This window comes from Stenotrophomonas sp. 14P6.2.3, from assembly GCF_057799055.1.
In genome coordinates this window covers 46,646-69,399 of the sequence record NZ_JBYOLA010000003.1, presented here as the reverse complement: position 1 = coordinate 69,399, position 22,754 = coordinate 46,646, and the positions used below count along the sequence as shown (strand labels likewise).

Here is a 22,754-nt window from a genome sequence, read left to right as displayed (position 1 = left end):
CTTGAGACGACCATGACAGCTTCGTCCCCCATGCCCAGCATGCTAACCGATCAACTGCGTCAGTCCCTGCGCAACGCGCAGGACCAGGTCAATGCACTGGTGCTGGGCAAGGTGCAGGAGGTTCGACTGGCCTTTGTGGCCCTGCTCTCTGGCGGCCACCTGCTGATCGAAGACCTGCCCGGTCTCGGCAAGACCACATTGGCCCATGCCCTGGCCAGCAGCCTGGGGCTGAGCTTCCAGCGCGTGCAGTTCACCTCCGACCTGCTGCCGGCCGACGTACTCGGCGTATCGGTCTACGACGCCGGCAGCCGCCAGTTCCAGTTCCATCCCGGGCCGGTCTTCACCCACGTGCTGCTGGCCGACGAAATCAACCGGGCGCCGCCGCGCACGCAGAGCGCACTGCTGGAAGCGATGGCCGAGCAGCAGGTCACCCTCGACGGCCAAACCCATGCCCTGCCCGATCCATTCTTCGTGATCGCCACGCAGAACCCGGTGGATCTGTCGGGCACGTTCCCGCTGCCCGATTCGCAACTGGACCGTTTCCTGCTGAGGCTGGCGATGGGCTACCCCAGCGCGCAGGCGGAACGTGAGCTGCTGCGTGGCAGCGATCGTCGCGACCTGATCGCCCGCGCGCTGCCCCAGCTGGACGACACCCAGGTACGCGCACTGCGCGAGGCGGTCGGCCAGGTGCATGTCAGCGACGCGCTGGTGGACTACGTGCAGGCACTGCTGACCCGCAGCCGCCAGCACGCCGGCGTGCGCGTGGGATTGTCGCCACGCGCCGGCCTGGCTCTGCTGCGCGCGGCCAAGGCACATGCGCTGCTGCTCGGCCGTGGCCACGTGGTGCCCGAAGACGTGCAGACGCTGTTCGTAGCGGTGGCTGGCCATCGCCTTGTGGGTGAAGCCGAGTCGAGCTCGGGGCCGGCGCTGGCTCGCGCGATCCTGCAGACCGTCGCGGTCGATTGAAGATGGCATCGCATGCCCGGCGACTGTTGCAGCTGGCACGCCCACGCACGCCGGAGTCGTTGCCGCAACGGCTGGACCGACGGCGCATCTACGTGCTGCCGACCCGCTTCGGCCTGTTTGTGGCCTGCCTGCTGGTCGCGATGCTGCTGGGCGCGCTGAACTACAACAACAACCCTGCGCTGTTGCTGGCGCTGCTGCTGGCCGCGGCAGCGATCGCCAGCGCCATCGCCGCGCACCTGCAGCTGTCGGGTGTGCAGATCGACGCGATCTCCGCCGAACCGCTGCCGGCCGGGCAACCATTGCGCCTGCGCGTGGACCTGTCGCTGCGCGACCCGCGAGCGCGCCATGGCCTGCACCTGCAGCTGGGCGACAGCGAGGCGTGGCTCGACCTGCCCGCACACGGCCGCGGGGAAGCCGAGCTGGAAGTGCCCAGCGAACGCCGTGGTTGGCTGGAACTGCCGCGTATCCGCCTGTCCACCACACAACCGCTTGGCCTGGTCAGGGCGTGGTCATGGGTGTGGCCGGAAGAACCACTGCTGGTCTACCCGCTGGCCGAAGCGAAGGCGCCGCCGTTGCCACAGCAGGGCAGCGATCCACTGCACACCCGCGCCCACGCCAACGGCGAGGAACTGCATCAGCTGCGCCCGTATCGCGCTGGAGATCCACCGCGCAGCATTGCCTGGAAACACTCCGCGCGCCGCGACACGCTGCTGGTACGCGAATATGAGAAGCCGATAGGCATCGAAGTGGTGCTGGACTGGCGCGCGCTGGCACCGTTGGGCCAGGAGGCCCGCATCGCGCGGCTGGCACGCTGGGTGGACAGCGCCGAGCGCGAAGGCCGCCGCTACACGCTGCTGCTGCCGATGCACCCACCGATCGGCCCCGGCCAGGGTGCCAGCCACCACCATCTGTGCCTGCGCGCGCTGGCGTTGCTTCCCCATGACTGAGTCTGCCCTGCTGCTGGACCGCAACTCCCGCACGTGGACGCTGGCCAGCGCCGCACTGGCCCTGTTGCCGCTGCTGCTGCAGCTACCCACCACGCTGGCCGCGTTGATCGCCGTGGCAGCACTGGTCACTGCAGCACTGTCGCAGCGCGGCATGCTGCCGATGCCGGTGCGCGTACTGCTGGTGCTGGGCATGCTGGCCGCCATCGTCTGGCAGATGGGGGCGGTGCGCCCGGGCCGGGATACCGGTTGTGCACTGCTGGCGGCGATGCTGGCGATCAAGTCCAGCGAGCTGCGCACCCTGCGCGATGCACGCAGCCTGCTCGGCTTTGCCCTGTTTTCACCGTTCGCTGCCTTCCTGCTCGACCAGGGGCCGCTGACCACCGTGCTCGCCGTGCTGGCCGGCATCAGCACCCTGATTGCGCTGCAGCGACTGGCACAGGGTGAAGGCCGCAGTACGCCACCCCCGCTGTCCGCGCAGCTTCGCGGCGTCGGTCGGCTGCTGCTGATCGGCCTGCCGCTGGCGCTGGCCTGCTTCTGGCTGTTCCCACGATTGGCCACGCCGCTGTGGGGCATTCCCGATCGCGCCGTCGGCACACCCGGCCTGTCGGACACGATGGAGCCGGACAAGTGGCTGGATCTGATGGCCGATGACACCCCGGCCCTGCGGGCGCAGTTCTTCGGCGCGGTTCCGGAACCGGCACAGCGCTACTGGCGCGGGCCGGTACTGACGCAGTTCGATGGGCATGTCTGGAAACGCGACCGCCGTACCGAGCGTTTCCTCCCTGCAGTGGTCGAGCACGGCACGAAGGGCTGGAACTACCAGATCGACTACGAGCCCACCGACCGTCGCCAGCTGGTCGCGCTGGATCTCCCGACCGCCGCACCGGAAGGCAGCCGGCTTGATGCAGCCCTGAGCCTGAGCAGCGACCGCACCTTGTCCGCGTTGAGCCGGTGGCGCCTGCACTCGGCCCCGCCGCTGCGCTTTGATGCCAGTTTGTCGTCGTATCAGCGCCGCGCTGCGCTGCAGTTGCCGGAAGGCTTCAACCCCCGCACGGCAACCCTGGCCCGACAGTGGCGGCAGGACGCAGGAAACGATGACGCCGCCGTGGTCCGTCGCGCCCTCGCGTGGATAACCGCGGACTTCTCGTACACGCTGGAGACACCGGCCGCCGGCCGCGATCCCGTCGATGCATTCCTGTTCGACTACAAGGCCGGCTACTGCCAGCATTTCAGCTCTGCCTTCGTGGTGCTGATGCGCAATGCCGGCATTCCGGCGCGGGTGGTCACCGGGTTCGCTGGCGGCACGCGCAACCGGATCGGCGACTACTGGGTACTGCGGCGGATGGACGCCCACGCCTGGGCCGAGGTGTGGCTGCCGCAACGCGGCTGGGTGCGCATCGACCCGACAGCGGCAGTAGCACCCGAGCGCATCCTGGACACGCTCGACGACCGTCTGCAGGCCGGGGCCGATACCGGCCTGCAGCAGCGCTGGCTGCAGTTGGGCCAGGTCCGCGACTGGATGCGCAGGGGCTGGAACGAACTGGTCCTGTCCTTCGACGCGCGCCGCCAGCAGCAACTGCTGCAACCGTTCGGGCTGGACGATCTGCAGCCGGGACAGCTGCTGGCCGGCTTCGTGATGGCCGCGTTGCTGGCGCTGGCGTGGATGTCGTGGCTGCTGGCCCGTGGCGAACGCGAGCGCGACCCGCTGCTGCGCGCCTGGCACCGGCTGGGGCAGCGCTATGCGCGGCTTGGGCTGGGCCGCGAACCGCACGAACCCGCCCTGCACTGGGCGCGGCGGGTCAACGCGCAACGACCCGACCCGGGCCTCATCACACTCAGCCAGCGTTTCGCTGATGCACGCTACGCTGGCACTTGTACCGAGCTCGCCCCATTATTGCGGGACCTGCGCAGGCATCGCCCGACTTCCGGAGCCTCCCCATGAATACCAAGTTCCTCCTCACCGCCGTGGCCGCCCTGGCCCTGTCGGCCTGCGCCACGGCTCCCAAGCCGCTGCAGGGACAGTTCAGCCTGGTTTCCCCGCGCGACTCGGTTGCCACCCAGCAGGTCGGCACGCCGGTGCGCTGGGGTGGCCGGATCATCGAAACCAAGCCCGCCCAGGGCGAGACCTGTTTCCAGATCATCTCGCGCCCGCTCAACGGTAGCGGCCGCCCGAACACGACCTCCTCCGATGCCAGTGACGGCCGCTTCATTGCCTGCCGTGCCGGCTTCTACGATCCGGCCGTGTTCGAAGCCGGCCGCGACGTGACCTTCATCGGCAAGATCGATGGCTACGCCAACACCCGTATCGGTGATTACGATTACCGACTGCCGAAGCTGGCGGCCGACGTGATCTACCTGTGGCCGGAGCAGCGCCAGGTCGATGTGGTGCCCTACCCCTACGGACCGTGGGGCCCGGGCCCATACGGCCCGTACTGGGGCGGTTACCGCGGCTGGGGCTGGTGGTAGTCCAGGCCCGGTACGCATGATGCAGAAGGCCGCCCATGGGGCGGCCTTTTTTCATCCACGCATGGCGTGGATCTACTGCTGTTGGCGTGCGCTGTAGATCCACGCCATGTGTGGATGACCGCGTCAGTGCCCCGGCGTGCCGAAATGACCCAGCGGCGCGCCAGCCAGCAGATGCATGTGGATATGGAACACGGTCTGCCCGGCATCTTCGCGGCAGTTCATCACGATGCGGTAGCCGTCCTGCGCGAAGCCTTCCTGCCGCGCGTACTCGGCGGCGGCCAGGGCCAGCTTGCCGATCAGGTGCGCCTGCGACGGCTGCAGGTCATCCAGGGTCGGAATGACCTCGTTCTTCGGAATGAACAGCACGTGCACCGGCGCCTGCGGCGCGATGTCCTTGAACGCCAGCACGTCCTCGTCTTCATAGACGATGGTGGCCGGGATCTCGCGACGGATGATCTTGCTGAAGAGGGTTTCGCTGCTCATGGTCGGCCTCGGCGGGGTGTCACCGCATTGTAGGCCGGTAACGCCGGGGCATGCCCGGCATCGACTCAGTCGCGCACTTCGCTGCGGGTGCCGAACGCGTGCGACAGCGTGCCGCGATCGACGTACTCCAGCTCACCGCCGAGGGGCAGGCCCTGGGCCAGTCGACTCGGCCGCACCTGGCGGGCACGCGCCAACTGCGCGAGGTAGTGCGCGGTGGCTTCGCCTTCGACGGTGGCGCTGGTGGCGATGATCAGCTCCTGCACTTCCGCTTCGGCCAGACGCTGTTCCAGCTGCTCCAGACCCAGCTCGCGCGGACCGATGCCATCCAGCGGCGACAGGCGCCCTTGCAGCACGAAGTAGACGCCGCGATAGCCGGTGGCGTTCTCGATCGCCAGGCGGTCAGCCGGCGATTCCACCACGCACAACTGGCTGCGCTCGCGGCTGCCATTGGCGCAGGTCGGGCACAGCTCGGTTTCGCTGAAGTCGCGGCACTGCGCACAGTGACCGATGCGTTCGACCGCCTCTGCCAGCGTCCCGGCAAGGCGTTTGCCACCTTCGCGCTCGCGCTCGAGCAGGTGGTAGGCCATGCGCTGTGCCGTCTTCTGGCCTACGCCAGGCAACACCCGCAGTGCATCGATCAGTTGTTCAAGCAGCGGTGCGGACACGGCGGTGTGTTCTGTAGAGCCGAGCGTGCTCGACTGGAAATTGCGGGCAGTCGAGCACGCTCGACGCTACACAGTGCGTGGCACCCGGCAGTGCGGATGCCACGCGGCACATCAGAACGGCATCTTCATGCCCGGCGGCAGCTGCATACCGGCGGTGGCCGAACCCATCTTCGACTTCGACTCGGCGTCGATCTTGTTGGACGCATCGTTGAAGGCGGCGGCGATCAGGTCTTCCAGCATTTCCGGATCGCTGGCCAGCGACGGATCGATGCGCACCTTGCGGCACTCCTTGGCACCGGTCAGGGTGACGCTGACCATGCCGCCACCGGCGCTGCCGGTCACTTCGATCTTGGCGATTTCTTCCTGGGCCTTCTGCAGGTTTTCCTGCATCTTCTGGGCCTGCTGCATCAGTTGGGCGATATTGCCGCGCATGTCGTCTTACTCGTCAAAAGAACGGATGGAATCGGAAACAACCCGGGCGCCGTGCTGCTGGATCAGCAGCTGGACTTCCGGATCGTCCATGAAAATGGCCTCGGCAGCCTGCTGCCGCTCGCCACGCTGGCGGTCGGCGCGCTGGTGCAGGGTCTCGGCCGGGACCTGCTCGGTTTCCACGGTTTCGACCACGATCTTCAGCGCGTGGCCAAGGGACTTTTCCAGCACCTCGCCCAGCGCTGCCAGCGCGCGCTCGGAGCGCAGGTATTCAAATCCGGGCGAAAGGCACAGTTTCAAGACCCCATGCTGGCAACTGATGAAGGCCGCATTGGCCGCAAGCTGTCGCGATGGACCGCTCAGGCCACTGTTGGCGATCAGGTCGAGCCAGTCCTCGGCGCAGGCCAGATCGCTGACGCTGCCCACCGCGGCGCGGTCGGAAGCGACAGCCGCGACGGCCGGGGCGATCGGGATGCCCTCCGCACGGAACTGACGCTCCGGCACCGCGACAGCCTCTGCAACCGGCTGCGGCGCCGGCGCTGGCGGCTCGTGCCACGGGGCGACCATGGCCGCGTCGGGCGTCGCCATTTCGGCGGCCAGCGCCTCATCGCGGGCGGTGTCCTCGTCGGTCGCCCACGGCGGCAGGTCGTCTGCCTCGGCGGGCGCCTTGGGCGTGGCCGCCTCGGGAGCCAGCTGCACCTTCATCGGCGGCGGCGACCCGGGTTCCTCGACCGGAACCGGTTCAGGTTCAGGCGACGGATCCGGTTCCGGGGTCGGCTCCGGCTCCGGCTCCGGCTCGCGCTGTGGTGCCGGGGTCGGGGTCTGTGCGGTTGCCTCCGCCGGCGCCGGTGCTGCAGCGGCCTGGGTGACGGCGACGGCTCCCTGCGCAGCAGCGGCGGCCGGGGCAGCTCCTTCGTGGCTGCCAGCAACGCCGCCCCCGGTCTGGCCCGTACCGGTCGGTGCGCTGCCACCGGAGGATTCCGGGGTACGCGGCACCGACGGCACGGCAGCCGCAGGGCGGAACGCCAGCATGCGCAGCACGGCCATTTCAAAGCCGGCGCGCGGGCTGGGCGCCAATGGCAGATCACGACGACCGTTCAAGGCCATCTGATACCAGAGCTGGACCACTTCCGGGCGCAGGCGCTCGGCGAATACGCTGGCATCCAGTCCTTCGGCAGCGGCGGATGCGCCCGGCACCAGCTGCTGCACCTGGATGCGGTGCAGGCCCTCGGCCAGCGCATCAAGCACGCCGCTCCAGTCCGGCGAGAACTCGGCAAGCGCCGCCACCACCTGCAGCAGACGCGGGCCATCGCCCTCGGCCAAGGCATCGAGCATGGCCGCCACCTGGGTACGGTCGACCGTCCCCAGCATGGCGCGCACCACGTCCTCGCGCAGCGCACCGCCGGCGTAGGCGATGGCCTGGTCGAGCAGCGACAGGCCATCACGCAGGCTGCCGTCGGCGGCCTTGGCCAGCTGCACGATGGCGGTCGGGTCAGACTCGATCTCCTCGGCGGCGAGGATGCGGGTCATCTGCCCCTGGATCTGATCTTCGTCCAGGCGCTTGAGGTTGAACTGCAGGCAGCGGCTGAGCACGGTGACCGGCAGCTTCTGCGGGTCGGTGGTGGCCAGCAGGAACTTCACATGTTCCGGCGGCTCTTCCAGCGTCTTCAGCAGCGCATTGAACGCAGCCTTGGACAGCATGTGCACTTCGTCGATCAGGTACACCTTGTACTTGCCACGCGAAGGCATGTACTGGGCGTTCTCGATCACCTCGCGCACATCGTCCACGCCGGTATTGGACGCGGCATCGATTTCCAGCAGGTCGATGTAGCGACCGGCGTCGATGTCCAGGCAGGCCGCACACTGGCCGCAGGGATCGGCACTGGTGCCCTGCTCGCAGTTCAGCGATTTGGCGAAGATGCGCGCGATCGTGGTCTTGCCCACGCCGCGGGTACCGGTAAACAGGAACGCATGGTGGACCCGGCCGCTGTCCAGCGCATTGCTGAGCGCACGGACCACGTGTTCCTGGCCCACCAGCTCGGCAAAACGCTTCGGACGCCACTTGCGGGCAAGGACGAGATAGGACATCAGGCCACCGTCTTCCATCGGATGTTCCATTGTGCCACGCCTGTCCAGCCCTCTCGCCCTGCAAACCAGTGCTTGTGTCCTGCCGCTGCGCCCGCTAGAATTTGCGCCCCTGCTGAGGCGTTTGCCGATGGCAGGGATCCGGAGAGGTGTCCGAGTGGTTGAAGGAGCACGCCTGGAAAGTGTGTAAGCGTCTAAACCGCGCTTCGGGGGTTCGAATCCCCCTCTCTCCGCCAGACAAATAAAAAAGGCTGCCCTTCGGGTGGCCTTTTTTATTTATCTGGCTGGGGACGCGAAGTGCGCTGCGCGCGCTTCGCCCCAGACGTTGCTGCGCAACGTCCGGGCCCCTCCCTTTGCCTGCCTCTCCCCGCCCCTGTCGGGGCAGCCCCTCAACAGAGGGGCTTGTTCCTCCAGATACGGCAGTAGATCCACGCCATGCGTGGATGTCCGATGGAACGGCGCCCGCCAGGGCTCGACGGTTCTGCAGGAGTAGAAGCGGACAACGGCCTTTTTTATTTATCTGGCTGGGGACGCGAAGTGCGCTGCGCGCGCTTCGCCCCAGACGTTGCTGCGCAACGTCCGGGCCCCTCCCTTTGCCTGCCTCTCACCGCCCCTGTCGGCCCCCCTCAACAGAGGAGCTTGTTCCTCCAGATACGGCAGTAGATCCACGCCATGCGTGGATGTCCGATGGAACGGCGCCCGCCAGGGCTCGACGGTTCTGCAGGAGTAGAAGCGGACAACGGCCTTTTTTATTTATCTGGCTGGGGACGCGAAGTGCGCTGCGCGCGCTTCGCCCCAGACGTTGCTGCGCAACGTCCGGGCCCCTCCCTTTGCCTGCCTCTCACCGCCCCTGTCGGCCCCCCTCAACAGAGGGGCTTGTTCCTCCAGATACGGCAGGAGATCCACGCCATGCGTGGATGTCTCGGCCCGGTCGAGTCGACTACCCGCCCATGCCCCAGCCTCCCGCTGCCGTCGTCCCCAGCGCCCTCACCTTTCGCTGAACAGCTGGTTCAAGGCCGCATACCCCGGCGCCCCCTCCGGCATCGCCATCGCGTCGCCGAGAAAATCCGTGGTCGCCGCAGCCATCGCCGTCCATGCGTGCATGAACAACGCGGGCCCTGCGCTCAGCCGCCGCACGCCGGCCTGCGACTGCGCAGCAAACGACGCCATCCCCGGCAGCCACATCAGGTTGAGAGGCAGCGGCACGGCACCGGCAACCGAAGCAGCCTCGTCCAGCGCGCGCAGCCCCGGCACAAAGCCGCCGTCGGCACCGGCGCGCGCATAGGCCTGCAGCCGATCGATGCTCATCCTGACCGCCTCATCGCCTTCGGCCAGTCCGCGCAGATACACATCGGTGCGCGCATTGATGAACAGTGATCGCCCGCCAAGCGCAGAACGGATGGCGCTGATCTTCGCCACCAGCACCTCAGGGCTGCCAGCGCCGTCTTCGATGTTGATCCCGACCGCACCCGCTTCCACCAGGCGCAGCACCCTCGCAGCGACCACGTCGGGGGCATCGCTGTAGCCGTCCTCGATATCGACCGTGACCGGCAACGAGGTCACACCAACGATTTCGGAAACCCGCTGCAGCAGCGCGGTATCAGGCAGCGCACCGCCATCGGCATGACCGCAGGACCACGCCATCGCAGCACTCGATGTTCCCACCGCGAGAGCCCCCTGCTGCTGGACGAGGCGGGCGCCACCGGCATCCCATACGTTGGGCAGCACGTAAAGATCGGCGCCTTGGTGGAGTTTTACGAAACGGGCATGAGCATTCGACATGGAACCTCCTGATGACGGGGACCTGCAGTCTGCGCCCGAACCGGTTTCCGGGCTCGCCATGTTCGGACATCAATGATGCGGACGTCGCGCACAATGAGTGCGCCACCACGATGACGTTCCTTCATGACACCCCGCCCCTACCGCTGCAGCGATATCACCGCCTGCCTGTCGATCTTCGACAGCAACGTGCCGACCTATTTCGCCCCCCAGGAGCGAGGAGACTTCGAGCGCTTCCTGCATGAACACGCCGCGCAGTGCGCATTCCAGGTGATCGAAGTCGAGGGCCAGGTGGTGGCCTGTGGCGGCCTCTGGAACTGTGGCGAAGGCAGCGCCAGCTTCTGCTGGGGCATGGTTGAACGCGGTCGCCACAGACAGGGGCTGGGACGCGCGCTGGCAATGGCCCGCCTGCACCAGGCTGAAGCAGACCGGTCGATCCAGCGCATCACGCTCAGCACCAGCCAGCATACGCAGGGCTTCTATGCCGGCCTCGGCTTCCAGGCGGTACGCGTGGTGGCCGACGGCCACGGCGCCGGGATCGACGCCGTGGAAATGGAGCGGGTGCTGTAGCCCCCGCTCCCGACGGATCCACGCATAGCGTGGATCTACCGTTGGCAAACCAGCTCAGAACCCGACGCGCAGGTTCAACTGGCCGCCGATATCGTTGCGACCGTCACCATGCTGGCCCTGCACGAACAGCGACAGCTGGCTGCTGCGTCCCAGGCCAACCGCTACGCCGACCTGGCTGACCAGCGCATTGCGCGCCATCACGGCACTGTAGGCATCGAACGCATTGCCACCGACGGCGAAACTCTGCCGGCTGGCCACGTCGGTGTCACCGGACGCGTGCTGCCAGCCCAGCCCGACCGTCAGCTGTGCCGGATAGCGCTCGCCGCTACCCACATCCCAGCGGCCGCGTACGCCGACGGTGCTGACGTTGAGCGTGTCCTTGCCGCCTTCCAGTACCAGTGCTGCGCTGCCGCCCTGCTCCACCGCGCGATCGCTGTCCACCCAGTGCTTGGTGAACTGCACGTACGGCTGCAGCTGCGTCCTGCCATGGGTCCAGGTCCAGCTGCCTTCGATCTGGGCGATGGTGACATCCGAATCCTGGCGGCTGTGCAGCGTCTGTGCCAGCAGCGGCACTTCACGCGTGGTGCGCGTGCGGTAATCACCGCGCGACACGCTGCCACCGACCGCAAACCCGTTGTTCCACTCGCCCTGCGCATACAGCCCATAGGTATTGCCACGCAGGCGTGCACGCGACTGGCGATCGTACAGACGCGTGTCCAGCCGCTCGCTGCCTGCCGCCGCACCCAGCACCACGTGCTCGCCGAGCTTCCAGTCGACGCCGGCCATCAGTGCATTGCGGTTGGCACGGATCTCGTCACCGTTGCCATCACCGTCCTGCTTGAACACCTTGCCGCTACCGGCCAGCCATGCCGAAGCGCGCTCGCCACGCACCGTCGGCAGCTCGCTGCCCAGACGCTGGCGGATGCCCTCTTCCAGGTAGTTGTCATACAGCAGCACTGCACGGCTGGCCGCATGCACTTCACCGGAGAGCTGGTTGAAGGCGTTGCGCGCGGTGGCGGTGTCGTAGGCCAGCAGCGTGTTGTACAGGCCCAGCGCCGCGCCGGACTGCGGCAGGCTGTCCAGCGCCGATGCCACGCCCAGCTGGTTGCGGGTCTGCGCAGCCGTAACGAAGGCCGCCGTCTGCTTCACATCGATCTTCAGCTGCGCAGCATTCGGTGTGTACACCGGGCTCAGTGAGAGGAACGCAGAGGTGGTGGTTGGCGGCACGAACTGCCCGCTGACGCCGCCGCCTGCGTTGATGATCGTGTACTGCTGGCCCTGCTGGTAGCTGGTGTTCGGGTCGATGGCATTGACCACCACCGATGCACCGCCGATGTTCGCGCTGCCGCCCACCTGCACCACGTCACTGCCGGTAGCGCCCAGGTCGACCGACAGCGTGCTGCCCGGTGCCAGAGTCAGGTTGCCACCCACGGTGATCGTGCCCGCACCGTTGCCGCCACTGCTGCCATTGCCTGGGCCGTTGCCCGGCGACAGCACGCCGCCATTGCTCACGGTCACGCCGCCAGCGCTACCACCGATGGTGCCGGTACCCGACAACGTGGTGCCGCTGCCGATGGTCCATTGGCCACCGATGGTGCCGGTGACATTCAGGCCACCGCCGGTGACCTGGCCGGTACCGGTGAATCCGCCACTGTTGCCGCCCAGGTTGAGCGGGCCCGGGCCGGCCTGCACGATGCTGCCCGTGCCACTGATGCTGCCACCCAGTGTCGTGGTGCCGCCTGTGTTGACCACCAGGCCACCGTTGTTGGTGATGTTGCCGGTGATCGCGCCGCCGGCGCCGCCGTTGCCGATCTGCACGGTGCCACCAGCGTTGATCGTGGTGCCGCCGGTATAGGTGTTGTTGCCGGTAAGGGTCAGCGTGCCGCTGCCCGCCTGGGTCAACCCGCCGCTGCCACTGACCACGCCGCCAAGCGTGGTGTTGCCGCCGACGTTCAACACCAGGCTGCCGTTGTTGTTGACGTTGCCGGCGATCGCACCGCTGGCACCGCCATTGCCGACCTGCAGCGTAGCGCCGGTGTTGATGGTGGTACCGCCGGTGTAGGTGTTGTTGCCGGTCAAGGTCAGCGTGCCGGCTCCGGCCTGGGTCAACCCGCCGCTGCCACTGACCACGCCACCGAGCGTGGTGTTGCCACCGACGTTGAACACCAGGCTGCCGTTGTTGCCGACGTCGCCGATGATCGCCCCCGTGGCACCACCGTTGCCCACCTGCAGGGTGCCACCGCTGTTGATGGTGGTGCCGCCGGTATAGGTGTTGTTGCCGGTCAGGGTCAGCGTGCCGCTGCCGGCCTGGGTCAGGCCACCGCTACCGCTGAGAGTCCCACCGAGTGTCGTGTTGGCCGACAGGTTGACCACCAGCGCGCCGTTGTTGGTCACGTCGCCAACGATCGCACCGGTCGCGCCGCCATTGCCGATCTGCAACGTGCTGCCCCCGTTGATGGTGGTGCCACCGGTGTAGGTGTTGTTGCCGGTCAGGGTCAACGTGCCGGTGCCGGTCTGCACCAGCCCACCGCTTCCACCGATGGTGCCGCCGAAGGTGGTGCTGGCATTGCTGCCGCCGGTGGTCAGCGTGGAACCGCCCAGCACCACGTTGCCGCTGGCAACACCGGCCAGGCCACCGATGCTCTGGTTGCCGGCCGCACTGATGTCCAGTGTCCCGGCGCCGGCCAGATTCACCGTGCTGGCCGAGGACAGGCTGCCACCGGCGGCGACTGCCAGGGTGCCGCTGTTGATCGTCGTGGTACCGGTGTAGCTGCTGGCACCGCCCAAGGTCACCGTCGCTGCGCCATCCTTGAGCAGGCTGCCACTGCCGGCGATGTCGCCGTCCAGCGTCAGCGGCGTGCCGCCCAGCAGGGTCAGCGTGCCGCTTGCCAGCTGCACGTTGTTGCCCAGGGTCAGCGGCACACTGCCATCCAGCGTGGCATCGCCGCCCACGGTCAGCGCGCCGGTACCCAAGGCACCATTGCTGCCCAGCGACAGGCCACCGGCATTGAGCGCCACTCCCCCACCGAAGGTGTTGCTGCCGGTCAGGCCGAGCACGCCCGCACCGTTCTTGACCAGGCCACCGGTGCCGCTGATGTCGCCGGCAAACGTGCTGTTGCCCGCTGCGTTGGTGGTCAGTGTGTTGCCGCCAAGGCTGATCGTGCTGCCGGCAGCGCCGGACAACGTACCGATGGCCTGGTTGCCACCGCTGGAGATATCAAAACCGGTACCGGCGTTGGCCAGGTTCACCGCGCCTGTTGCCGCCAGGCTGCCACCGGCACCGATCGCCAGCGTGCCGGCGTTGATGGTGGTGCCGCCAGTGAAGGTGTTGGCGCCGGTCAGCGTTTCGGTACCCGTGCCGGCCTTGATCAGGCCACCGGTACCGCCGATCGAACCACTGAACACACCATTGGTGGCATCGCCGATGGTCAGCGTGTTCGCGCCAAGGTTGACCGTACCGTTGCCGATCAGCGTGCCGAATACCTGCGTGCCACTGCCCGCTGAAAGATCGAAGGTGGCACCCGTGGCGAGATTGACGATGCCGCCTGCGTTGAGGCTGGCACCGGCACCAAGCGCGAGCGTACCCGCATTGATGTTGGTCCCGCCGGTATAGGTGTTGGTGCCGTTCAACGTGAGAGTAGCCACGCCGTCCTTGGTCAGGCTGCCGGTGCCCGACAGGTCGCCGTTGAGCGTGAGATCGTTGCTGCCCAGTACAGTCAGGCCAGCGTTGAGCACCATGTTGTTGGCCAAGGTCACCGCGCTGCTGGAATCGAGCGTGGAAGCGCCGCCCACAGTCAGCGTGCCCGTACCCAGCGCCGTGTTGCTGCCCACCACCAGTCCGCCGGCATTGAGGGTGACGCCGCCACCGAAGGTGCTGGCACCGTTGAGCGTCTGCACGCCGCTGCCATTCTTGACCAGTCCACCGCTGCCGGTCAGGCCACCGTTGAAGGTCGCGTCGGTGGTGCCTCCCAGGGTCAGGCTGTTGCCGCCCAGCGACACCGTGCTGCCGGCCACGCCCGCCAGCGAACCGATGCCCTGGTTGCCACCGGCAGAGATATCGAATGTGCCGGTACCGGCCAGGTTCACCGCACCGGTCGGTGACAGGCTTCCGCCCGCGCCGATCGCCAGCGTGCCGCTGTTGATGACCGTACCGCCGGTGAAGGTATTGCTGCCGGTCAGGGTGACCGTTGCCGCGCCGTTCTTGATCAGGCCACCGTCGCCGGAGATCGCCCCGCCCAGCGTCAATGCATTGCTGCCGAGCAGGTTGAGCGTAGCGCCCGCCAGCAGGCCGATGTCGTTGCCGAGGTTCGCGGCGATGCTGCTGTCCAGCGACGCGTTGGCGCCCACGGTCAGCGCGCCGGTACCCAGCGCGCCATTGTTGCCGACCACCAGGCCACCGCCATTGAGTGCCACGCCGCCACCGAAGGTGTTGGCACCGCCCAGCGTCTGGATGCCCGTACCGTTCTTGACCAGCCCACCGGTCCCACCGATCAGGCCATCGAAGGTGCCGTTGTCGGTGCCGCCGAAGGTCAACGTGTTGCCACCCAGCGCCACGGTGCTGCCGGCGACGCCGTTGAGCGCGCCGATCGCCTGGTTGCCAGCGGCCGAGATGTCGAAGCCGGTACCCGGCGCGGAAAGCGTAACCGCGCCTGTTGCCGCCAGGCTGCCACCGGCACCGATCGCCAGCGTGCCCGCATTGATCAGCGTGCCACCGGTGAAGGTGTTGGCACCGGTCAGTGTTTCAGTGCCGGTACCCTCCTTGATCAGGCCACCGGTACCGGCGATGGAGCCGCTGAAGACACCGTTGGTCGGTCCGCCGACAGTGATCGAGTTCGCGCCCAGGTTGACCATGCCATTGCCGGTCAGGGTGCCGAAGGTCTGGTTGCCGCTGCCCGCAGAGAGATCCAGCGTAGCGCCGGTGGCCAGGTTGACGATGCCGCTGGCGGCCAGGCTTGCACCTGCCCCCAGTGCCAGCGTGCCGGCATTGACATTGGTGCCGCCGGTATAGGTGTTCACGCCATTGAGGGTGAGCGTGGCAGCACCGTTCTTGGTCAGGCCACCGGCGCCGGAGATCACCCCGTTGAGCGTCAGCGCGTTGCTGCCCAGCACCGTCAAACCGGCGTTGAGTGTGATGTTGTTGACCAGCGTCGCTGCCAGGCTGGTGTCGAGCGTTGCCGCACCACCCACGGTCAGCGCACCGCTGCCCAGCGCCGCGTCATTGCCGATCACCAGCCCACCGGCATTGAGGCTGACGCCGCCGCCGAAGGTGTTGACGCCGGACAGGGTCTGCACCCCTGCGCCCACCTTGACCAGACCACCGCCTCCGCTGATCACGCCGCCGAACACCGCATTGGTGGCGGTGCCGAAGGTCAGTGAATTTCCGCCCAGCGCGACCGTCGAATCGAGCACGCCATTCAGCGCACCAATGGTCTGGCTGCCGGTTGCCGCCGATATGTCGAAGCCCGCGCCAGCACCGCCGAGGGTGACGTCACCACCGACAGCCAGGCTGCCGCCTGCGCCAAGTGCCAGGGTTCCAGCGTTGATCGTGGTACCGCCGACGTAGGTGTTCGCATTGGTCAGGGTCAACGAGGCCGGACCGTTCTTGACCAGTGCACCATTGCCGGCCACCACACCGCCGAGCGTCAGCGCATTGCTGCCCTGCAGGGCAAGCGTGGTACCCGAAGCCAGGTTGATCGCGTTGCCTACGGTGTAGGCTGCTGCAGTATCCAGCGTTGCATTGCCGCCGACGCTGAGCGCGCCCGTTCCCAGAGCGCCGGCATTGCCCAGCTGCAGGTTGCCACCGTTCAACGCCAGGCCACCACTGAAGCCGTTGGCGTTGCCGAGAGTCAATGTACCGGCGCCGTTCTTGACCAGACCGCCGGTACCGGACACTACACCACCGAGCGTCAGTGCGTTGCTGCCGATCAGCGTCAGTGCCGAGCCTGCGCCAAGGTTGACCGCATTGGTCAGATCAAGCGCAACGATGCCATCCAGGCTGGCGTTCGCAGCAACGTTCAGCGCGCCGGTTCCCAGCGCTCCACTGTTGCCCAGCAGCAGGCCGCCGCCGGCCAGGCTCAGGCCGCCACCGAAAGTATTGGCACCATTGAGCGTCAACACCGTGGCGCCGTTCTTCACCAGGCCACCGTCGCCGGACACCACGCCGCCCAGGGTGACGTTCTGGCTGCCGGGGAGCGTGAGGATCGCACCGGTAGCCAATGCAACGTTGTTGGTCAGGTTCAGCGCGGTCGATCCGTCCAGCGACACGTTGCCACCGATGTTCAGCGCGCCGGTCCCTGCCGCTGCACTGCTGCCCAGCACCACGCTGCCGGCATTGAGGTTCAGACCTCCGCTGAAGCCATTGGCGCCGTTCAAGGTCAGCAGCGAGGCGCCGTTCTTGGTCAGGCTGCCGACGCCGGAGATGTCGCCGGCCAAGGTGATGTTGTTGCTGCCCCCCAACGTCAGCTCCGCACCAAGGTTGACGAGATTGCCCAGGTTGAGCGCGGTAGTGCCGTCCAGCGTCGCAGCACCGGTGATGCTTAGCGCACCGGTTCCCAGCGCGCCGCTGTTGCCCAGCAGCAGCCCGCCGGCATTGAGTGCGACGCCGCCGGTAAAGGTGTTTGCACCGGTCAATGTCTGTACGCCACTGCCGTTCTTTACCAGGCCTCCGCCGACGCCACTGATCACACCGGCAAAGGTCTGGTTGGTCGCGCTGCCAAAGGCGAGCGTGTTGGCACCCAGGGCCACGGTGCTACCTGCCACGCCGGACAGTGCACCGATGGTCTGATTGCCCCCCAGGGAAAGATCCAGCGCCGCCCCGGCCCCCGACAGGCTGACCGCACCGGTCGCGGCCAGGCCGCCGCCGCTGCCCAGCGCCACCGTACCGGCAGCAACGTTCAGGCCGCCGGTGAAGGTATTGGCGCCGGTCAGCGTCAGGGTCGAAGCGCCGCTCTTTATCAGGCCGCCATTGCCACCCAGGACGCCGCCCAGCGTCAGCGGCTGGCCGCCCAGCACGTTCAGCGAACCACCCGTGGCAAGGTTGATGTTGTTGGTCAGGTTCAACGCCGCGCTTGCATCCAGCGTGGCGGCATTGTTGATGTCCAGCAGGCCGGTACCCAGTGCCGTGTTGTTGCCCAGCAGCAGGTTGCCGCCATTGACGACCACACCGCCGCCGAATGTGTTGGCGCCATTCAACGTGAGCAGTGCGGCGCCGTTCTTGACCAGGCTGCCGCCGCCGGAAATCACACCGTTGAATACCAACGGCTGCCCGCCCAGCAGCGCCAGCGAACCTCCGGTGCCAAGCGAGACGTCGTTGCCCAACGAAAGCGCGGTTGTGCCATCCAGGGTGACTTCAGCACCGACGCTCAACGTACCTGTGCCCAACGCGTTGCTGTTGCCCAGCAGCAGCCCGCCGCCGTTGAGGGCCACGCCGCCGGTAAGCGCGTTGCTGCCCAACAGGGTCTGCACGCCGGTACCCACCTTGATCAAGCCGCCCGTGGTGCCGGTGAAGTTGCCAGCGAAGGAGGTATTGCCAAGCCCGCCGAGGGTCAATGTGCGGGTGCCCAGGTTCACCGTGCCGCCGAGCCCTGCCAGCGAACCCACGGTCTGGTTGGCTGCAACGGTGAGGTCCAGCGTCGTACCGGTGGCCAGCGTCAACGCACCGGTGGACGACAGATTGCCGCCCGCACCGAGCGCCAGCGCCCCCCCGGTGATCGAGAAACCACCGGTCAGCGAATTCGCGCCCCCCAAGGTCAGCGTGCCCGCACCGCTCTTGATCAGGTTGCCCGCACCCGACAGCGATCCGTTCAGGGAAAGCGCATTGCTGCCCAGCAGATTCAGATTGCCACCACCGTTGACGACGATGTTGTTGGCGAGGTTGAAGGCACCGCTGGTATCCAGCGATGCGGTACCGCCTACCGTCAGGTTGCCGCTGCCCAGTGCGCCCGCATTGCCCAGCAGCAAGCTACCGGCGTTGAGGTTGACGCCGCCGGAGAACAGATTCGCGCCGCCCAGGCTCACCACACCGGCATTGGTCACGGTGAGGCCACCGGCCCCGGACAGCACGCCACTCAAACCGAAGCCTTGGGTACCACCCAGAGTCAGCCCGGCATTCAGGGCGAAGTTGTTGCCCAGCGACAGGCCCGCACCACTGGCGGCGATCGCGCCGCCGTTGACGGTGAACAGCCCGGAACCGAACGACGTGTTGCTGTCGAAGTTCACCTGGCCACCGCCGAGGGTGATAGCCCCTGTTCCCGACCACGGTCCCTGCAGATTCCAGGTGCCGCTGTTGACGGTCAGCTTCTGGAAGCCCAGATAGTTGCTCCAGCCGATGCTGGATACCGGACCGTTGTTGCCGGCGTTGTCCTGCAGTACCAGCGTGTTGTTGGCCGCACCGGTACCGGCACCTGCGTTGACCGTGCCTGCTGCCGCAACCTTTACGCCGGTGATGCCGGTCAGCGTACCCGCGCCCGCAACGCCGCCGCTTGCGGAGACGCTGGAACCGGCAACGGCCGTGAAGGTATTGCCGCCGGTCGAATCACCCAGGTGCACGCTGCCGTTGACAGTACCCGCATTGAGGAATGTATTGCCGCCAGAGGCGCCCAGGCCGACGCGCCCGTCGATGGTGCCGCTGTTGGTCACATTGGCTGCCGCGCCACCATAGGTCACCACCGTGGTCGCGTCGGACACACTGCCAACGCCGATCAACGACGTGCTGATCAGGCCGGCGTTATTGATGGTGGTGGTGCCGTTGACGTTCTGCGCCACCAGGGCCTGCCCACCGAAGCCCAGCAACGTTGCGAGATTGACGACACCCTTGATCTGCCCGCCGGTATTGTTGTTGACGGAGATCGCGCTGTTGTTGGCCGAACCATTGCCGACGACCAGGCCGGGCGAGGCGAGGATGATCGAGCTCGGATCGATCGTGCCACTGTTGTTGACCGTCACGTTGTCGCCGCTCAACGTCGCCGCGTTGCCACCACCGATAATCGGGGGCGTGCGCAGCGTGGCCCCCGCCAGGACGTTCAGCGTGATGCCGGAGGTAGCGTTGGTGTAGTTGTTGACCGTAGTGCCGGGGTCGCAGGTAACGACTGCGCCCACCGTGTTGCACGCCGCGAACGCCGAACCACTGGCCAGCGTGGCGGCTAAGGCCACCGCCAACTGGTGCGTCCGCAATCGCGGCAACCTTGCCGAGGTGGCGGCACTTCCGCCGGGATTCTGGGCGACCTCCGAAGCAACCTGCATTACGCCGAGGGCACGATTGAAAACCAGACGGTAAATGCGGTTCATCGGTAAATCTCCATGAAATGACCGGTGGCACAGCAGGCAGGTTTTTTTGAGGTGATGTCGTCCCGCCCTGCCCCACCTTGGGAACAAGACCTGCGGTATCAACCTTGGAAAACAATCACACTTTCACGTCAGAGCACTGCAGGAGCTGCGTGCCCCTGCACGTCCGTCATCGCGAAAACTCCCCGGTTTCGCTTGACGAATGGGCGCACTGTGCGGCCGCCACCGCCAGCACCACGTGAATCCGGCACGTTATTTTCATGATGGCCGTCAAATAATCACGGCAGTCGTCACGACTTTGCCGAATATGCATATTCTCTTGTTCCGGCCAAACGGGAATATCCTTATCCCCGTCGCACCATTTACCAGCCTCAGCTGCTGGAGAGTTTCATCAGCACCAGGCCGGCGACGATAAGCACCGCTGCGCCAATCCGCATCGGGCTGACCTGCTCGCCCAGGAACACGATCCCGACCACGAAGGCGCCGACCGCGCCGATGCCGGTCCAGATCGTATAAGCGGTGCCCAGCGGCAGGCTGCGCATGGCGATGGCCAGCAGCCAGAAGCTGGCGATCATGCCGACGATGGTGATGACGGTGGGGGTGAGTTTGGTGAAGCCTTCAGACTGCTTCATCGACACGGCCCAGACGATTTCCAGCAGGCCGGCAAACAACAGATAGATCCAGGCCATGACAGCCCTCCTTTGGTAGGGCCAGGCCGTCCTGGTCATTGAATCCCGATGTGGGGGAGGTCGTTCCTCCTGCGGCCGGATTCTAGCAACGGCGGCAGCCCTGGGCCGATGCCGCAGGCAACGGGTTACATCGGATTCAGCGCGTGAAGCTGGCGTCAGCACCCATGCCTGCGCTAGAATGCGCGTCTGCCATCGGTCAACTGATGCGCAGTCCGGCTGTGGTCTCCGGCGCACGACGCGCTGCTTCCCCTGCTCCGTGAATCGGCCGCCTCCGGGCGGCCAACGTCTCTATGGTGGCCCCGTCGGCCCCTCGCGACGCTAGGTCGAAAACTCCGCCAGGGCCGGAAGGCAGCAACGGTATCGATCGACGCGGGCGCCGAGGTCAGCCGGCGGGGCCACCGCCTTTTCAGGCGATACCCCGCCCCTGATGGATGCCAACCTTGGTTGGCGCGCTTCGCCGGGCATGGCCCGGCGCTACCGCGCCTCCGGCGTCCCCTGATGGAACGCCACCCGCCAGCCCGTTGGATGCAGACGCCACAGCGAGCTGCGCAGCACCCAGCGCTGCGGTTGGCCATCGACGTGATAGCGACTGCGGTAACGCACCTGGGCCAGCCCCTCTGCCAGCATCCACACGGCGTACTGGTCCGACTCGATCACCACCTGCGCACGCTCCAGCGGGATCTCTTCCAGCGCGGTCTCACGGCCGTAGCACTGGCCGGAGCTGCCGATCTCGCTGAAATCCTCATCCAGCAATGCCGCCAGACGCGGATGATCTGCGCGCACCTGCGGGCAATGCAGTGCACGTTCCAGTCGCTCCAGCTCGGCAGCCAACGCCGGCGTTGCGGCGTGGCCAGCGCTGCTCACGGCGGATCCTGCGCCAGTACGTGCGGGGCGGTCGGCGGGGCCAGCACAACGCACTGGCCGGGCTGTGCCACCCGGTGCCCGCGCGCGGCCAGAGCCTGGCCATCGGCCACGCTGGCGTAGTGGTACAGCATCATCCGTGCCTGCAGCTCGGCACTGTACTCACGCTCCAGGTCATCCACCCCGGTATGCGAAGGATTGCCGTGCAACCCGCAGTCGTGGGCGATCAGCTCATTGTCATTGGCAAAGCGCGCCAGCATTTCCGGAATCGGCCGGGTATCGCCGCTCCAGGTCAGCGCGCCCTGCAGGCGCAGGCCATAGGCCGTCTCCGGCCAGTGGTGGCGCACCGGGAACACTTCCAGGCGCACGCCCTCGTGCCAGAACGCATCGCCCACCACGATCAGCTGGAAGGCATCCCAGAAGTTGGCGCCGCCCTCGGCCAGCACGTTCGGGTAATCGCCGATGCGCTTGTGCAGCAGCGGCACCACCGTGGCCGGCACGTACAGGCGCACCTTGCCGCGCCGCTGCGCGCTGAAGAAGGTGTCCACGAACAACCGTTCGAAACCCGCCACGTGGTCCAGGTGTACATGGGTGACGAACAGCGCCTGCGGCATATGCCCGTAGTGCGCCTTGAACGCGGTCAGGCCTTCACCACCACAGTCGATGGTCAGCCACGGCCGGCCATCACGCTCGATCACCGACATCGGCGAACCCAGCTCGACCGCCGACGCATTGCCGACGCCGAGGAAACGCAACGACCAGTCCATCAGGTGCCCCGGTTCCAGGCCATGTCATAGGCGCGACGCAGGCGCGCGTAGTCTTTTTCCACGTCTTCCACGCTGCGCTCGCCGCGCAGCTTGATCAGCGAGCGCAGCAGGCGCTTGAGATTGCGTTCGCGCCAGGCCGTGGCCGGGATGCGGATGACCCCGCGATCGAAGTCGATCAGCCAGCCATGGCCGTTGCCGTCGAACAGGATGTTGTGCGCATTGAGATCGGCATGGTCCAGGCCGGCACGGTGGAAGCGCGCGATCATCCGCCCGGTTTCCTCCCACGGCGCACCGCGCCCGGCCACCAGTGCGCGGTCGGCCAGCGAGCGTACCCCCTCGATCCGTTCCATCAGGATCGCGGCGCGGTAGCGCAGGCCCTCACGCATGTAGAAGGCGGCAATCGGCCTGGGCACCGGCAGTTTCTTCTCGCGCAGTGCGCGCATCAGCCGGAATTCGGCAAAACTGCGGGTCCGGTCCGCCCCCCGCCAGATGTACTGGTCGTGGCTGATCCGGGCCGCCAGCCCCCCGCGCAGGTAGTGCCGCAGCACGCTGGGACCGAACGGCGCATCCACGAACCAGGCACTGCCGCGGCCGCCCTCACCCACCGGCCGCGCCTTGCCGGCCCAGTGCTGTGGCGAGAACAGACCGATGTCGGCTTGCCGCAGCCGCTCGCGGTCGAACAGAATGGCCCCGATGCCGCGACCCTCGCGGCATGGCGTCAGCGCTTCATTGGCGTCGAATGCGACCATTCCTTTGAGTCTAACA

General features: G+C 67.0%; 15 protein-coding genes, 1 tRNA gene and 1 other RNA gene. 7 read left to right on the top strand and 10 right to left on the bottom strand.

The window, feature by feature from the left end; translation table 11 throughout:
• Positions 1–12 precede the first annotated feature (12 nt).
• The 4 genes from AC27VL_RS03760 to AC27VL_RS03745 are packed head-to-tail and all read left to right on the top strand — an operon-like array spanning position 13 to position 4,379.
• Positions 13–966: an AAA family ATPase gene (locus tag AC27VL_RS03760; RefSeq protein WP_100551694.1), complete on the top strand. Its 954-nt coding sequence runs from the start codon at positions 13–15 to the stop codon at positions 964–966.
• Between the two features lie 2 nt (positions 967–968).
• Positions 969–1,913 (top strand): DUF58 domain-containing protein, encoded by a 945-nt coding sequence (locus AC27VL_RS03755; protein WP_100551693.1) that lies wholly within the window; start codon positions 969–971, stop codon positions 1,911–1,913.
• Positions 1,906–3,855: a transglutaminase TgpA family protein gene (locus AC27VL_RS03750; protein WP_488765572.1), complete on the top strand. Its 1,950-nt coding sequence runs from the start codon at positions 1,906–1,908 to the stop codon at positions 3,853–3,855. Before AC27VL_RS03755 ends, AC27VL_RS03750 begins: the two co-directional genes overlap by 8 nt.
• Positions 3,852–4,379, top strand: coding sequence for a Slp family lipoprotein (locus AC27VL_RS03745; protein WP_100551691.1), 528 nt, complete (start codon positions 3,852–3,854; stop codon positions 4,377–4,379). Before AC27VL_RS03750 ends, AC27VL_RS03745 begins: the two co-directional genes overlap by 4 nt.
• A 123-nt stretch (positions 4,380–4,502) precedes the next feature.
• Here the strand turns inward: AC27VL_RS03745 and AC27VL_RS03740 are convergent, their stop codons facing one another.
• The 4 genes from AC27VL_RS03740 to dnaX all read right to left on the bottom strand — a co-directional run bounded on the left by AC27VL_RS03740 (position 4,503) and on the right by dnaX (position 8,044).
• Entirely contained in the window at positions 4,503–4,862 is a 360-nt protein-coding gene (locus tag AC27VL_RS03740) for a histidine triad nucleotide-binding protein (protein ID WP_100551690.1), read from the bottom strand.
• A 65-nt stretch (positions 4,863–4,927) separates the two neighbouring features.
• Entirely contained in the window at positions 4,928–5,527 is a 600-nt protein-coding gene (gene recR / locus AC27VL_RS03735; RefSeq protein WP_089239142.1) for a recombination mediator RecR, read from the bottom strand.
• A 111-nt stretch (positions 5,528–5,638) separates the two neighbouring features.
• Positions 5,639–5,959 carry a YbaB/EbfC family nucleoid-associated protein gene (locus tag AC27VL_RS03730; RefSeq protein WP_025879376.1) on the bottom strand — a complete coding sequence of 107 codons (321 nt, stop codon included), beginning with the start codon at positions 5,957–5,959 and terminating at the stop codon, positions 5,639–5,641.
• A 6-nt stretch (positions 5,960–5,965) separates the two neighbouring features.
• On the bottom strand, positions 5,966–8,044 hold the full coding sequence (gene dnaX / locus AC27VL_RS03725) for a DNA polymerase III subunit gamma/tau (RefSeq protein ID WP_488765571.1): 2,079 nt from the start codon (positions 8,042–8,044) through the stop codon (positions 5,966–5,968).
• A gap of 140 nt (positions 8,045–8,184) precedes the next feature.
• Between dnaX and AC27VL_RS03720 the strand changes: the two genes are divergently transcribed.
• Positions 8,185–8,277 (top strand) — tRNA-Ser (locus AC27VL_RS03720).
• Positions 8,278–9,028: 751 nt separating this feature from the next.
• Here the strand turns inward: AC27VL_RS03720 and AC27VL_RS03715 are convergent.
• A complete protein-coding gene (locus tag AC27VL_RS03715; RefSeq protein WP_488765570.1) occupies positions 9,029–9,883 on the bottom strand; it encodes an isocitrate lyase/PEP mutase family protein in 855 nt (284 codons plus the stop codon).
• A gap of 63 nt (positions 9,884–9,946) precedes the next feature.
• On the opposite strand from AC27VL_RS03715, the gene AC27VL_RS03710 reads away from it, so the two are divergent.
• Positions 9,947–10,390, top strand: a complete 444-nt coding sequence (locus AC27VL_RS03710) for a GNAT family N-acetyltransferase (protein ID WP_488765569.1) — start codon at positions 9,947–9,949, stop codon at positions 10,388–10,390.
• Positions 10,391–10,444: 54 nt separating this feature from the next.
• On the opposite strand, the gene AC27VL_RS03705 is transcribed toward AC27VL_RS03710, so the two are convergent.
• Positions 10,445–19,675, bottom strand: a complete 9,231-nt coding sequence (locus AC27VL_RS03705) for an autotransporter-associated beta strand repeat-containing protein (RefSeq protein WP_488765568.1) — start codon at positions 19,673–19,675, stop codon at positions 10,445–10,447.
• A 368-nt stretch (positions 19,676–20,043) separates the two neighbouring features.
• On the bottom strand, positions 20,044–20,361 hold the full coding sequence (locus AC27VL_RS03700; protein WP_180163736.1) for a DMT family transporter: 318 nt from the start codon (positions 20,359–20,361) through the stop codon (positions 20,044–20,046).
• Positions 20,362–20,660: 299 nt separating this feature from the next.
• On the opposite strand from AC27VL_RS03700, the gene ffs reads away from it, so the two are divergent.
• An RNA gene (gene ffs, locus AC27VL_RS03695) (signal recognition particle sRNA small type) lies at positions 20,661–20,757 on the top strand.
• A 78-nt stretch (positions 20,758–20,835) separates the two neighbouring features.
• Here ffs and AC27VL_RS03690 read toward each other — a convergent pair.
• The 3 genes from AC27VL_RS03690 to AC27VL_RS03680 are packed head-to-tail and all read right to left on the bottom strand — an operon-like array spanning position 20,836 to position 22,738.
• A complete protein-coding gene (locus tag AC27VL_RS03690) occupies positions 20,836–21,225 on the bottom strand; it encodes a nuclear transport factor 2 family protein (protein WP_191078629.1) in 390 nt (129 codons plus the stop codon).
• Positions 21,222–21,989: an MBL fold metallo-hydrolase gene (locus tag AC27VL_RS03685; protein ID WP_100551683.1), complete on the bottom strand. Its 768-nt coding sequence runs from the start codon at positions 21,987–21,989 to the stop codon at positions 21,222–21,224. Before AC27VL_RS03685 ends, AC27VL_RS03690 begins: the two co-directional genes overlap by 4 nt.
• Positions 21,989–22,738: a 3-deoxy-D-manno-octulosonic acid kinase gene (locus AC27VL_RS03680; protein ID WP_089239126.1), complete on the bottom strand. Its 750-nt coding sequence runs from the start codon at positions 22,736–22,738 to the stop codon at positions 21,989–21,991. Before AC27VL_RS03680 ends, AC27VL_RS03685 begins: the two co-directional genes overlap by 1 nt.
• Positions 22,739–22,754: the final 16 nt, after the last annotated feature.